Origin of the sequence: Aureimonas sp. AU4 (genome assembly GCF_001463765.1) — a bacterium.
In the GTDB taxonomy this organism is placed as follows: domain Bacteria; phylum Pseudomonadota; class Alphaproteobacteria; order Rhizobiales; family Rhizobiaceae; genus Aureimonas.
Window position 1 is genome coordinate 1 of record NZ_BBWK01000045.1, and the last position, 11,411, is coordinate 11,411.

The window sequence follows — 11,411 nt, forward strand, 5'->3', positions numbered from 1 at the left end:
GTGATCACCGCCGATGATATGGCGAACTGGCGCGCGGACTACGAGCCGAGCCTTGCCTACGACTACGGCGACTTCCGCGTCCACAAGATCGGGCCCTGGGGACAGGGACCCGTCTTCCTCCAGACGCTGGCGCTGCTGAAGGGTTTCGACCTCGGCGCGATGGGCCCTGCCTCGGCGGAGTTCGTCCATACGCTGACCGAAGCCATGAAGCTCGCCTTCGCGGACCGCGAGGTCTACTACGGCGACCCGCGCTTCGTGGACGTGCCGGTCGAGCACCTCCTGTCGGAGGGCTACAATGCCGAGCGGCGCCAGCTGATCGGCGCCCGGGCCTCGCGCGAGCTGCGCCCCGGCACGGTGCCCGGCTTCGAGGCCCAGGTCGCGCGCCAGATGGCGGCGCTCGAGCGCCTGTCCAAGATCGGCGCGGCGTCGGCCGCCAACGAGCCGACCACGGCCGAGATGCGGTCCGCCCGGCGCGGCGACACGGTGCATGTCGACGCGGTCGATCGGCACGGCAACATGATGGCGGCGATGCCCTCGGGGGGCTGGTTCCAGTCCTCGCCGGTCATCCCCGAGCTCGGCTTCCAGCTGAACTCGAGGGCCCAGATGTTCTGGCTGGAGGAGGGGCTGCCGACCTCGCTCGCGCCCGGCAAGCGCCCGCGCACGACGCTGACCCCGACCTTGGCCGAGAAGGATGGCAAGCCGTACATGGTGTTCGGCTCGCCGGGCGGCGACCAGCAGGAGCAGTGGCAGCTCCTTCTCTTCCTGCGCCACGCCCATCACGGCTTGAACCTGCAGGAGGCGATCGACCACCCGATGTCCCATACCGGGCACTTCCCGAGCTCGTTCTATCCGCGCGAGCGCCGGCCGGGGAACCTCACGATCGAGGAGAGCTTCGGCGAGGACGTGCTGGCCGATCTGGCGGCGCGTGGCCACGACGTCGAGCGAGCCCCGGCCTGGACCGTCGGGCGTCTGGTGGCGGCCGCGCGCGACGCCGACGGGCTGCTCCACGCCGCCGCGACGCCCCGCCTGATGCAGGCCTACGCCATCGCGCGTTGAGCGGGATCGCCCGCAAGCGCTTGGCTTGCCCTCAAGGCCGGGCCCGGACGCGTGTCCGGGTCCGGCCTTGCCGCTTACAGAAGGCCGCGGCCCGCGAGGTTCCCCATCAGCGCGCCGATGCCGAAGCGCCAGGGAGCGGCGCGGTTCGTGTGGGTCACGGTGTTGCGCAGGCTTCCCAGGCGGGGCGAGCGCACGGTGACGACGTCGCCGAGCTTGTGGGTGAAGCCCTTGTCCTTCACGTCGCGGTCCTCGGTGGGCGCGAACAGCGTGCCGAGATAGAGCATGAAGCCGTCGGGATACTGATGATGCTCGCCCGAGGCCTGACGCGCGAGCTCGGCCGGGTCGCGGCTGATCTCGCGCATCGAGGAACGGCCCTCGAGCCGGTAGCCGTCGGTGCCCTCGACCGTGAGCGTCAGCTCGGCCTGCCGCACGTCGTCCAGCGTGAAGCGGCCGTCGAAGAGACGCACGAAGGGCCCGATCGCCGACGAGGCGTTGTTGTCCTTGGCCTTGCCGAGGAGCAGCGCCGAGCGGCCCTCGACATCGCGCAGGTTCACGTCGTTGCCGAGCGTGGCGCCCCGGATCTCGCCGCGCGAGTTGACGGCCAGCACCACCTCCGGCTCCGGGTTGTTCCATTCCGACGAGGGCAGGATGCCGATCTCGGCGCCGTATCCGACGCTCGACAGGACCGGGGCCTTGGTGAAGACCTCGGCGTCCGGCCCGATCCCGACCTCCAGATACTGCGACCAGTAGCCCCGCTCCTGCAGAATGCGCTTGGCCTCCGCCGCGGCGGTCGATCCCGCTTCGATGTCCTGGAGCGTCGCGCCGATCGCCTGGCCGATCTCCTCGCGGATCGCGGCTGCGCGCGCGAAGTCGCCCTTGGCGCGTTCCTCGATGACGCGCTCCACCATGGAGCGGGCGAAGGTGACGCCGCAGGCCTTCACGGCCTGGAGGTCGCACGGGGCAAGAAGCGAGGGCGCGCCCTCGCGCTCGGCGAGAACGTCGGCCAGCGCGTAGGAGCGCCCGCCCTCCTGCCGGTCGAGATGAGCGAGCGGATCGGCGAGCTCCAGAAGGGCGCTCAGCGTCGGCGCCTCGCGGCTCGACACGTCCACCAGACGGTCGCCGCGCAGTTCCACGAGGACGGGGCCGCCGAGCGCCTGGTCGAAGACGCGTCCGACGAGGCGCGCCTCGCCGGCATCCTCGGGCAGCGGACCGCCCTGGTTCCACGCGGTGGGGGTGGGCAGGGACATGGCGGCTCCATCGATCAGGCGGGAATGACGCGTCATCCCTTTGCCGGATCGGGGCCGCGCGGCAAGCGCTTCCTGTGCTGCGATGCAGCAGCCGCGTCAGACGGTGCGCGTCACCTTGGCCAGGTGCGCCGGGCGGTCGGGGTCGTGGCCGCGCGCGCGCGAGACGCGTTCGGCGAGGTCGTAGAAGCTGAGCAGCATCACGAGCGGATCGAGAAGGGGATGGGCGCTGGCGGTCACGGGCAGCGTGTCGCGCCCCTCGCCGGCCTCGGCCACCAGGACCCGCCCGCCGGCCTGGCGCAGGCGCTCCACCGCCTGTCCCGTCGCGCCGAAGGCGGCGTCGCGCGGGCGGAAGGCGATCACCGGGAAGTCCGGGGTGAGGAGCTGCAGCGGCCCGTGCATGACCTCGGCCGCCGAGAAGGCCTCGGCATGGAGCACCGCCGTTTCCTTGAGCTTGAGTGCCGCTTCCACCGCCACGGGAAAGGCGGGACCGCGACCCACGAGGTAGCAGGAGCGGGCCGGGACGAGGAGATCCAGCGCCGTGTCCCAGTTGGCCTCGAGCGCCTTGGCAAAGGCGTCGGGCAGGCGCTTCAGGCCCTGGCGAAGGCCCTCGTCGTCGGCCCACTCGGCCGCGAGCGCCGCCAGCATCACGGCGGAGGCGAGGCACGTCTTGGTGGCCGCGACGCTGCGCTCCTCGCCGGCGCCGATGGGGAGCACGGTGTCGGCCTCGCGCGCGAGCGGCGAGGCCGCGTCGTTGACGACCGCCACCGCGAGCGCCCCGCCTTCGCGCGCGGCGCGCTGGAGCGCCACGATGTCGGGACTGCCGCCCGACTGCGAGACCGACAGGACGAGCGCCCCGCGCACGCGCAGGTTCGCCTCGTAGATCGAGGCGACCGAGGGGCCCATGGAGGCGACCGGCAGGCCGACCAGGATCTCCACGAGGTACTTGAAGAAGCCGACCGCGTTGTCGGAGGAGCCGCGCGCCGAGGTGACCACGAAGGCCGGCCCGCGCTCGCGCAGCGAGCGGCCGAGCGCGGCGAGCGCACCGGCCTCGCGCTGGAGCATCTCTGCGACCACGGCCGGCGTCTGGCGCAGCTCCAGGCTCATCAAGGTGGGATCGGCTGTCATGCGGTCGGTCCGGTTGCGAGAAGGGTCCCCTCTACCGCCTAGCAGCCGGCGCGCCCCATGCGAAGGGCCTCACGCGTCGTCGAGCGGCTGGAGGCCGTCCCGAAAGCGCCGGGCGTTGCGCCGGTAGGTCTCGGCCGAGCGCGCAAGGCCCTCGACCGTCGCCTCGTCGAGCGTGCGGATCGCCTTGGCGGGGGAACCGACGATCAGGGAATTGTCGGGAAACGCCTTGTTCTCGGTGACGAGCGCGCCCGCTCCGACCAGCGAGTTGTGGCCGATCCGCGCCCCGTTCAGCACCACCGCCCCCATGCCGATCAGCGTGTTGTCGCCCACCGTGCAGCCGTGGACGACGGCGCGGTGGCCGATCGTGCAGTTCCGGCCGATCGCGAGCGGCGAGCCGGGATCGGAATGCAGCACCGCGCCGTCCTGGACGTTGGTGCCCGCGCCGATACGCACGGGCTCGTTGTCGCCCCGGATCACGGCGCCGAACCAGACGCTCGTGCCGGCGCCGAGCGTCACCGCTCCGACGACATGGGCACCGGGCGCGATGAAGGGCGGGTCGTCTGCGGAAAAGGCCGGCTCGGTGCCGTCGAGAGCGTAGCGGGGCATGCAGGAAACCTCCTCGAACGCTCCGTTTCTATCACCTTGCGGTCCGTCGCGTCGCGGCCGCACCCCCGAAACGAAAACGGCCCGCCAAAGGCGGGCCGTCGAGCCGGATTTACGGGTTTCAGCAGCTGCCGTCCCTGGCCAGAACCACCTTCACCGTCTTGACGATGATGCGCAGGTCGAGAAGCGTGGAAGCGTTGCGCACGTAGTAGCTGTCGTACTTGACGCGCGTGGCGTAGCTCGTGTCGGAGCGTCCGTTGACCTGCCACATGCCGGTGAGGCCGGGGCGGGCGCGCTTGTAGGTCGCGAAGCGGTGGGCGTAGCGATGCGCCTCCTCGTCCACGATAGGACGCGGGCCGACGAGACTCATCTCGCCGCGCAGGACGTTGAAGAGCTGGGGCAGCTCGTCGAGGCTGGTCTCGCGCAGGAAGCGGCCGAGGCGCGTCACGCGCGGATCGTTGCGCAGCTTGTGGCTGGCCTCCCACTCGGCCCTGGCGGCGGGATCGCGCTGCAGGAGCTCCTGCAGGAGTTCGGCCGAGTTCGTCGCCATGGAGCGGAACTTGTAGCAAAGGAAGTAGCGCCCGCCGAAGCCAATGCGGCGATGGCCGAACAGCACCGGACCGGGATCGCTGATCTTCATCATCAGGACGATCAGGACGATCAGCGGGGCGAGGGCCAGAAGGGCCCCACCCGCCAACACCACGTCCAGAATGCGTTTCGACGTGCCGCCGACAGGCCGGTCGTCACGAACGCCGAGGCGGGCACCCTCGGTCGCGGCGCGCTCCAGAGCGCTCATCTCGCCGACCCGAAGTTCGGCGACGCTCAAGGCATTGCGCGATAGCGGCCTTGTCTCCGTCATGCGCTTAATCCTGCGTAGGTTAATTGATAGTTGAATTGGTGCTTACAACATGGCGCGGTAAACCACAATTGCCATCGCGCCTCGGAATTTTTGGTTATAAACCCTTCAGGTTGAATGCCGCCAAGTCTTAAAAAATAAAACGACGTAATATTCGCAGATATCATGGCATAGAAGATGACCATAAATGATATCGATTCGGATTTTGTTGGTTAACCGAAAGACCAACGCGATGCCTTTGCACAATTCTGAATTCGGATCAAAACGCTGTCTCGTCCTGCAAAGACGAGAATGTACGCATAGACCGGACTAACCATGTCTGATTGGCGTATCGCGATCAAAAACCGATAATGTTCGTGCTGATTGCGGAGCAGAGATTTCCGACCTCGCGAGGCGGTGATTAGTCTTCTCGGCGAGAAAATACGGCGCAGTTTTTTGCACTGCAAAAAAAGAAGGGGCCACGCTCATGATCGACTGCCTTAATACAAGCGGGTCGTCATCAACTCAAGAAGAGCGGTCCTAGGGTTGTGCAGGCGCAGCACCAGATGTGAAGGACGTAACATATCGTGATGTCGCCGGCCGCCCGCTTGCCCTGCCATGCCACCGCCGCGCGCATGGGTTCGCTCTAGAAGAGGTCGAGCGCTCCGCTGTCGACGCCGACCCCCCGGCGACCGCCGAGCCGAGCCGAAAGATCGCCGAGGCGGACGGCGTCCAGGATTTCGGGCGGCGCCGGGTCGTTGCCCGCCAGCGGCGCCAGACGTTCCAGAAGAAGCGACAGTTCCTCCAGGTGCTGGACCAGCGCGTCGATCGATTGGGCGCGAGCCTGGAGGGGTGCGTCGAGGGCGGGCAGAAACGGGATGAGGTCGCCCAGACCCTCCGCGGTCCCGGCCTGCGCGGCAAGTTCGGCGCCGATGCGCTGTAGGATCTCGCGGACGGTCGGCTGGTTGCTCATGGGGCTCTCAGAAGAATTCGATGGCGCCGACGTCGGCGACCGGGACCGGGACCGGCGCGGGCGGCGGCGAGACCGGCGCGTCGAGATAAAGCTGGCGCGCCCGGCCGCTGACCGGCCAGAACTCGACGCGCCGCCCCACCGTGCCCCCCAGGCTCGTCGCCATCAGGGGAATGCGCTCGGTCTGGAGGAACTGCTTGGCGAACTCGCCGTTGCGCCGGCCCGTCTCGCCCCGGCCGCCCAACGTCGCGGCGCCGCCGAAGAGCTTGGCCCGCAGCCGTTCGCGCCGCGCGCCGCGCGACATCAGGCCGTTGACCAGAACCTCCATCAGGTAGGCGCCGTAGCGCTCCGCCGCGCCCGCCTGCCGCGTGCCCTCGCCGCCCGGCAGAAGGAAGTGGCACATGCCGCCCGCGCCCGCCGCCGGATCGAAGAAGCAGGCGGCCACGCAAGAGCCGAGCACCGTCGTCAGGCACAGCTCGGGATCGACCGAGACCTGCGTCTCGCCCTCGGCCACGTGGAGGCGAACGATGCCCGGCATGGCGTCCGGATCAGGGCAGGTTGCCGGTCACCGCCTGGATCGCCTTCTGAAGGGCGGCCGGCTGCACGGGCTTGGGCAGGTAGTTGTTGACGCCGAGCTTGACGGCCTGCTGCAGGACGGTGCGGTCGCCCGAGCCGGTCAGGAGGATGAAGGGCGTGATGCGGGTCGCGGGATAGGTGCGGATCGCCTGAAGGAGCTGCAGCCCGTTGAGCTTGGGCATGTTGTAGTCCGAGATGACGATGTGGGCGGGGCTCGTCATCATCATCTTCAGCGCCTCCTCGCCGTCCTTGGCGAAAGGGATGTTGGCAAAGCCGATCTGCTGCAGCGCCTCGCGCATCAGCAGACGGCTCGTGGTCTGGTCGTCCACGATCAGAATCTTGATGGTCTGCTTGGTCAAAGACACGGCGCGGGCTCCCGGGGGCTTGCGTGGGTGCCGAACACGGCCTCGGCCATGAGGTCCAGCGGCATTTGATGATCGACCGCTCCGATCCCGAAGGCGGCCTTGGGCATTCCGTAGACGAGGGATGAGGCCTCGTCCTGGCCTATTATCCAACCGCCCGCCTTACGAATCTCCAAAGCTCCGCGCGCCCCGTCGCTGCCCATCCCGGTCAGGATCAGGCCGAGCGCGCGCGGGCCGAAGGCCCGGGCGGCGGAGTGGAAGAGGACGTCGACCGAGGGGCGGTGGCCGGACACGGGATCGGCGGCGACGAGCGAGCAGGCGGGCTTGGCGCCGCCCTGCGCCAGGAGATGGCGCGTGCCGCCCGGCGCGATCAGGATCTCGCCGGCGCGCAGCGGCATCCCGTCCTCGGCTTCCGCCACGCGCACCGCGCAGCTTTTCGCAAGGCGCTGCGCGAAGCCGCGGCTGAAGCCGGCGGGCAGGTGCTGCACGACGAGGGTCGGCGGCGCATCTTCCGGCCAGCCCCGGAGGAGGGCGGTCAGCGCCTCGATCCCGCCGGTGGAGGCACCGATCGCGATGAGGTCGGGCCGCGCGCGCAGCGGCGCCTTGCGGGACGCGGCGGGCGCCGGGCGCGGCTTGCCGAAGCGCCGGTTGGCCAGCGCGACGAGGACCTCGCGCGCGCGCGCCGCCTGGCGCACCGTCTCGGCCAGGCGCGCGAAGGCCTCGTCGCCCGCGTGCCGGGGCTTCACCACGCAGTCGAAGGCGCCGATCTCCAGCGCCTGGATCGCGGCGGTGGTGCCGGGGCCGGTCTGGTTCGAGACCATCACGACCGGGGTGGGGCGCAGCCGCATCACCTTTTCCAGGAACTCGATGCCCTGCATGCCGGGCATCTCGACGTCGAGCGTGACGACGTCGGGGTCGAGCCGCTTCATCGCCTCGCGCGCGCTGGCCGCGTCCTCCGCCTCGCCCACGACCTCGATCCCGCCGCCCTCGCGCAGCGAGCGCGCGATCAGGAGGCGCATGGTGGGACTGTCGTCCACCACCAGGACGCGCACGGGGGAGGGGGCATCAGGGTTGCTCACGCGAGCCTCCGGTAGGTGGTGGTGGCGACGTGGGCCAGCCGCTCGGCGGCGGAGCCCGTGACGCGCTCGGAATGGCCGGCATAGAGCCAGCCGTCGGGATGGATCTGGTCGGCCATGCGCAGCCAGATCGCCTCGCGCACGCCCTGGTCGAAGTAGATCGCGACGTTGCGGAAGAACACGACGTCGAAGAGGCCGCGCATCGGCCAGGGGGCAAGAAGGTTGAGCTCGCGGAACCGCACCAGCCGGCGCAGCTCGCCTCGCGCCTCGAGAAGCCCGCCGGGCGACGGCTGGAAGAAGCGCTCGCGGTCGGCTGCGGGTACGTCGGCGAGCGCCGCCTCGTCGTAGCGGCCCGTCGATGCCGCCCGCAGCACGTTGCGGTCGATGTCGGTCGCCAGGATGCGGATGTCGAGCGCGGGCGCGTCGGGCACCGCGCGCAGGAGCGAGATCGCGGCGGAGTAGGTTTCCTGGCCCGTCGAGCAGCCCGCGCTCCAGATCCGCACCCGCCCGCCGGCCCGCGCCCGCTCTGCCAGCGCGGGCAGCACCTCTGTCTCGAGATGCCCGAAATGGTGCGGCTCGCGGAAGAAGAACGTGTAGTTGGTGGTGAGCGCCTCCACCATGCGGCGCAACTCCTCCGAGCCGCCGGGCGAGGAGACGAGATCGCCGTAGCGCTCGAAGCTGCCGGCTCCCGTCTCCGCCACGCGCCGCACGAGGCGCGAGAAGACCAGCGAGAGCTTGTTCTCGGGCAGGTGGATGCCCGCCTCGCGCCGCACGATCGCGGCGATCCGCCGGAAGGCGTCCACCGAGAGCGCCGGATCCTCGGTGAGGACCGGCGCCCGGCGCGAGAGGGCCGCCGCCGCGTTCATGCGGTGCGCAGGCGCTCGGGCAGCATGCGCTCGGGCATGATGCGGGCGATCATGCGGTCCTCGATCGCGACCACGCTCGATACGAAGGCCTTGGCCGAGTCCTGGGCAAGGTCCGGGGCGCTTTGGAGAAGATCGGGCGTCACCGACAGGATGTCGGAGACCGAGTCCACCAGAAGGCCGAAAACCTGGTCCTCGGCCGCCACCACCACGATCACGTGGCGCGGGGTCGGCGGCTCCACCGGCAGGCCGAGGCGCGCGGCCAGATTCACCACCGGCAGCACCGTGCCGCGCAGGTTGATGACGCCGAGGATGTAGTGCGGCGCGTGGGGCAGTGTGGTCGCGGGCGACCAGCCCCGGATCTCGCGCACCGCGCGGATGTCGACGCAGAATTCCTGCGGGCCCACCCGGAAGGCGACCATCTCGGTGCCGCCGCTGACCGACTTGCGAAGCGTCTGGGACATCAAGGTTACTCCGCCGCCACCTGGTCGAGGCCGAAGATGAAACTGTCGAGGGACTTGTCGCCGGCCAGCGCGTCGACATCGAGGATCAGGGCGACGCGCCCTTCGCCCGAGATCGTGGCCGCCGAGATGCCGGTGACCGGCCGGTAGTTCCGCTCCAGGCTCTTGATGACGACCTGCCGCTGGCCGCGGATCTCGTCGACCTGCAGCGCCACGCGCCGGTTGTTGTCGCATTCCACGAGGATCGCGACGCCCTGCAGCGGGTCGGCGGGCGCCTCGCGGTAGCCGAGGCGCGTGCCGACGTCGATGAGCGGCACGATCGAGCCGCGCACGTTGACGGTGCGCCCCTGGCCGAGCGTCTGGAGGTCGCCTGCTTGCGGCCGGAACGTGAAGACGATGGCGCCGAGCGGCACGACCAGCGTCTCGTTCTCGACGCGCACGATCATGCCTTCCAGCACCGCGAGGGTGAGGGGCAGGCTCATGGTGAAGGTCGAGCCGAGGCCGGGGCGCGAGGTGATGACCAGCCGCCCGCCCAGCGCCTCGATCGACTGCTTCACGACGTCCATGCCGACGCCCCGGCCTGAGATGGCCGAGACGGTGGAAGCGGTGGAGAAGCCCGGCAGCATGACGAGCTGGTCGATCTCCTCGTCCGACAGAAGGGCGTCGGCCGAGATCAGGCCCTTGTCCACGGCGATCTGGCGGACCTTCGGCCGGTTGATGCCGGCGCCGTCGTCCGAGATCTCGATGATGATGCGGCCCGATCGGTGCGCGGCCGAGAGCGTGACCGTGCCCTCCGCCGGCTTGCCCTTGGCGAGACGGTCCTCGGGCTTCTCCAGCCCGTGGTCGATCGCGTTACGGATCATGTGGGTGAGGGGGTCGGACAGGCGCTCCACCACGGTCTTGTCGACCTCGGTGTTCTCGCCCTGCGTGACGAAGTTCACCTTCTTGCCCGTGGCGGACGCCGTTTCGCGCACGAGGCGCGGCATGCGCTGGAAGACCGACTTCACGGGCTGGGCGCGCACCGCCATGACCGAGTCCTGCAGCGTGCGCGTCAGGCGGTCCAGCTCCTCGATCGACCCGGCGATCTCGGAGCCGGTGGGAAGCTCGGCCTCCTCGATGCGCTGGGCGAGCATGGTCTGGGTGGTGACGAGCTCGCCCACGAGGTCGATCAGCTTGTCGACGCGGTTGAGCTCGACGCGGATCACGACGCCCGGCGCCTCGCCGCCGCCCTTCCCCTCGCCGCCCTCGTCCTTTTGCGCCTTCGGGGCGGAGACGGCGGGGGCCGGGGCGGGGGGCGCCTCGGCCACGACCGGCTCGGCGGAGGGCTCGGAGGTCTCGGGCGCGGCCGCGATCTCGCTCTGGAGCCGGGTCAGGAGATCGGCGACCGCGAGGCCGCCCGCGTCCGGCTCGGCCGCGTCGGCGCGCGGCACGATCTCCAGCTCGCAGTCCCATTCCGCGAACTCGAAGACCTCGCGCACGGCGCCTTCCGCGATCCCCTCTCCGTCGAGCGAGATCGCGAAGGAGAGGTAGCTTTCCTCGGGGTCGATCGCGTCCAGAAGAGGCACGGACCCCGCGTCGCAGCGAACCGTCATCTCGCCGAGCGCGCCGAGCTGGCGCAGGATCACGGCCGCCTCGTTGGCCTTGGCGTAGAGCTCGCGGCGCGGCGTGAAGGCGATCTGGAACAGCGGCCCGTCGGTCGGCAGCGCGGGAGCCTCCGCAAAGGCCGGCATCGGGCCGCCGTCGCCCAGCATCGCGCCCCAGTCCACCGCGACCGGCGTGAACTCGAAGTCGGCAAGGCTCGCGCCGCCGTCCTCGTCTTCGCCTTCCGCTGCCCCGTGCGCCGCGCGCGGCCCGCCGATCAGCGTTTCCAGCTCCACGATCAGCTCGGCGGAGCGCGCCTCGTCGGCCTCGGCGCCGTCGCGGCCGGCGCCCACCAGGTCGCGCAGATGGTCGGCCGAGCGCAGCATCACGGCCATCACCGCGTCGCCGGCCTCGAGCCGGTGCGAGCGCACCTCGTCCAGAACCGTCTCGAAGACGTGGGCGAAGCGCACGAGGTGGTGAAGGTCGAAGGCGCCCGCGCCGCCCTTGATGGAATGCACCGCGCGGAAGACGCGGTTCACCGTGTCGTCGTCGGTCTCGCCGCCGCTCATGGCGTTGAGGCCGTCCTCCAGCTCCTGCAGCTGGTCGTCGCATTCCTGGAAGAAGACGACGCGGATCTCGTCGAGGGCGCTCATGTC

At 70.1% G+C, this 11,411-nt stretch carries 12 protein-coding genes; 1 reads left to right on the forward strand and 11 read right to left on the reverse strand.

All coding sequences use genetic code 11. The annotated features are described in order from the left end of the window. On the forward strand, positions 1–1,056 hold a 1,056-nt coding region (locus AUL35_RS13775), incomplete at its 5' end, for a gamma-glutamyltransferase family protein (RefSeq protein ID WP_192847098.1). 74 nt (positions 1,057–1,130) lie between these two features. Here the strand turns inward: AUL35_RS13775 and AUL35_RS13780 are convergent. From AUL35_RS13780 to AUL35_RS13830, 11 genes are all read right to left on the reverse strand, one after another. After that, the gene (locus tag AUL35_RS13780; RefSeq protein WP_062015768.1) at positions 1,131–2,303 is read right to left on the reverse strand and encodes a fumarylacetoacetate hydrolase family protein; all 1,173 of its coding nucleotides are present in this window, start codon (positions 2,301–2,303) and stop codon (positions 1,131–1,133) included. Between the two features lie 96 nt (positions 2,304–2,399). Next, the gene (locus AUL35_RS13785; protein WP_062015722.1) at positions 2,400–3,428 is read right to left on the reverse strand and encodes an SIS domain-containing protein; all 1,029 of its coding nucleotides are present in this window, start codon (positions 3,426–3,428) and stop codon (positions 2,400–2,402) included. Positions 3,429–3,497: 69 nt separating this feature from the next. Next, positions 3,498–4,034: a gamma carbonic anhydrase family protein gene (locus tag AUL35_RS13790; RefSeq protein ID WP_062015724.1), complete on the reverse strand. Its 537-nt coding sequence runs from the start codon at positions 4,032–4,034 to the stop codon at positions 3,498–3,500. Positions 4,035–4,152: 118 nt separating this feature from the next. Next, positions 4,153–4,890 carry a sugar transferase gene (locus AUL35_RS13795; protein ID WP_244493777.1) on the reverse strand — a complete coding sequence of 246 codons (738 nt, stop codon included), beginning with the start codon at positions 4,888–4,890 and terminating at the stop codon, positions 4,153–4,155. 622 nt (positions 4,891–5,512) lie between these two features. After that, positions 5,513–5,839, reverse strand: a complete 327-nt coding sequence (locus AUL35_RS13800; protein ID WP_062015726.1) for a hypothetical protein — start codon at positions 5,837–5,839, stop codon at positions 5,513–5,515. A 7-nt stretch (positions 5,840–5,846) separates the two neighbouring features. Beyond that, positions 5,847–6,374, reverse strand: a complete 528-nt coding sequence (locus tag AUL35_RS13805; protein WP_062015728.1) for a chemotaxis protein CheD — start codon at positions 6,372–6,374, stop codon at positions 5,847–5,849. A 10-nt stretch (positions 6,375–6,384) separates the two neighbouring features. Further along, on the reverse strand, positions 6,385–6,777 hold the full coding sequence (locus tag AUL35_RS13810) for a response regulator (RefSeq protein WP_062015730.1): 393 nt from the start codon (positions 6,775–6,777) through the stop codon (positions 6,385–6,387). Further along, positions 6,768–7,853 (reverse strand): chemotaxis response regulator protein-glutamate methylesterase, encoded by a 1,086-nt coding sequence (locus AUL35_RS13815; RefSeq protein WP_280137340.1) that lies wholly within the window; start codon positions 7,851–7,853, stop codon positions 6,768–6,770. The genes AUL35_RS13810 and AUL35_RS13815 overlap by 10 nt, the downstream gene beginning before the upstream one ends. After that, positions 7,850–8,716 (reverse strand): protein-glutamate O-methyltransferase CheR, encoded by an 867-nt coding sequence (locus AUL35_RS13820; protein WP_062015733.1) that lies wholly within the window; start codon positions 8,714–8,716, stop codon positions 7,850–7,852. Before AUL35_RS13820 ends, AUL35_RS13815 begins: the two co-directional genes overlap by 4 nt. Next, entirely contained in the window at positions 8,713–9,177 is a 465-nt protein-coding gene (locus AUL35_RS13825) for a chemotaxis protein CheW (RefSeq protein ID WP_062015772.1), read from the reverse strand. Before AUL35_RS13825 ends, AUL35_RS13820 begins: the two co-directional genes overlap by 4 nt. Before the next feature lie 5 nt (positions 9,178–9,182). Beyond that, on the reverse strand, positions 9,183–11,408 hold the full coding sequence (locus AUL35_RS13830) for a chemotaxis protein CheA (RefSeq protein WP_062015735.1): 2,226 nt from the start codon (positions 11,406–11,408) through the stop codon (positions 9,183–9,185). Positions 11,409–11,411: the final 3 nt, after the last annotated feature.

Bases quoted from the DNA above. Each gene is read 5' to 3' on its own strand.
- AUL35_RS13780 (WP_062015768.1), bottom strand. From the start codon at position 2,303: ATGTCCCTGCCCACCCCCACCGCGTGGAACCAGGGCGGTCCGCTGCCC.
- AUL35_RS13785 (WP_062015722.1), bottom strand. From the start codon at position 3,428: ATGACAGCCGATCCCACCTTGATGAGCCTGGAGCTGCGCCAGACGCCG.
- AUL35_RS13790 (WP_062015724.1), bottom strand. From the start codon at position 4,034: ATGCCCCGCTACGCTCTCGACGGCACCGAGCCGGCCTTTTCCGCAGAC.
- AUL35_RS13795 (WP_244493777.1), bottom strand. From the start codon at position 4,890: ATGACGGAGACAAGGCCGCTATCGCGCAATGCCTTGAGCGTCGCCGAA.
- AUL35_RS13800 (WP_062015726.1), bottom strand. From the start codon at position 5,839: ATGAGCAACCAGCCGACCGTCCGCGAGATCCTACAGCGCATCGGCGCC.
- AUL35_RS13805 (WP_062015728.1), bottom strand. From the start codon at position 6,374: ATGCCGGGCATCGTTCGCCTCCACGTGGCCGAGGGCGAGACGCAGGTC.
- AUL35_RS13820 (WP_062015733.1), bottom strand. From the start codon at position 8,716: ATGAACGCGGCGGCGGCCCTCTCGCGCCGGGCGCCGGTCCTCACCGAG.
- AUL35_RS13825 (WP_062015772.1), bottom strand. From the start codon at position 9,177: ATGTCCCAGACGCTTCGCAAGTCGGTCAGCGGCGGCACCGAGATGGTC.
- AUL35_RS13830 (WP_062015735.1), bottom strand. From the start codon at position 11,408: ATGAGCGCCCTCGACGAGATCCGCGTCGTCTTCTTCCAGGAATGCGAC.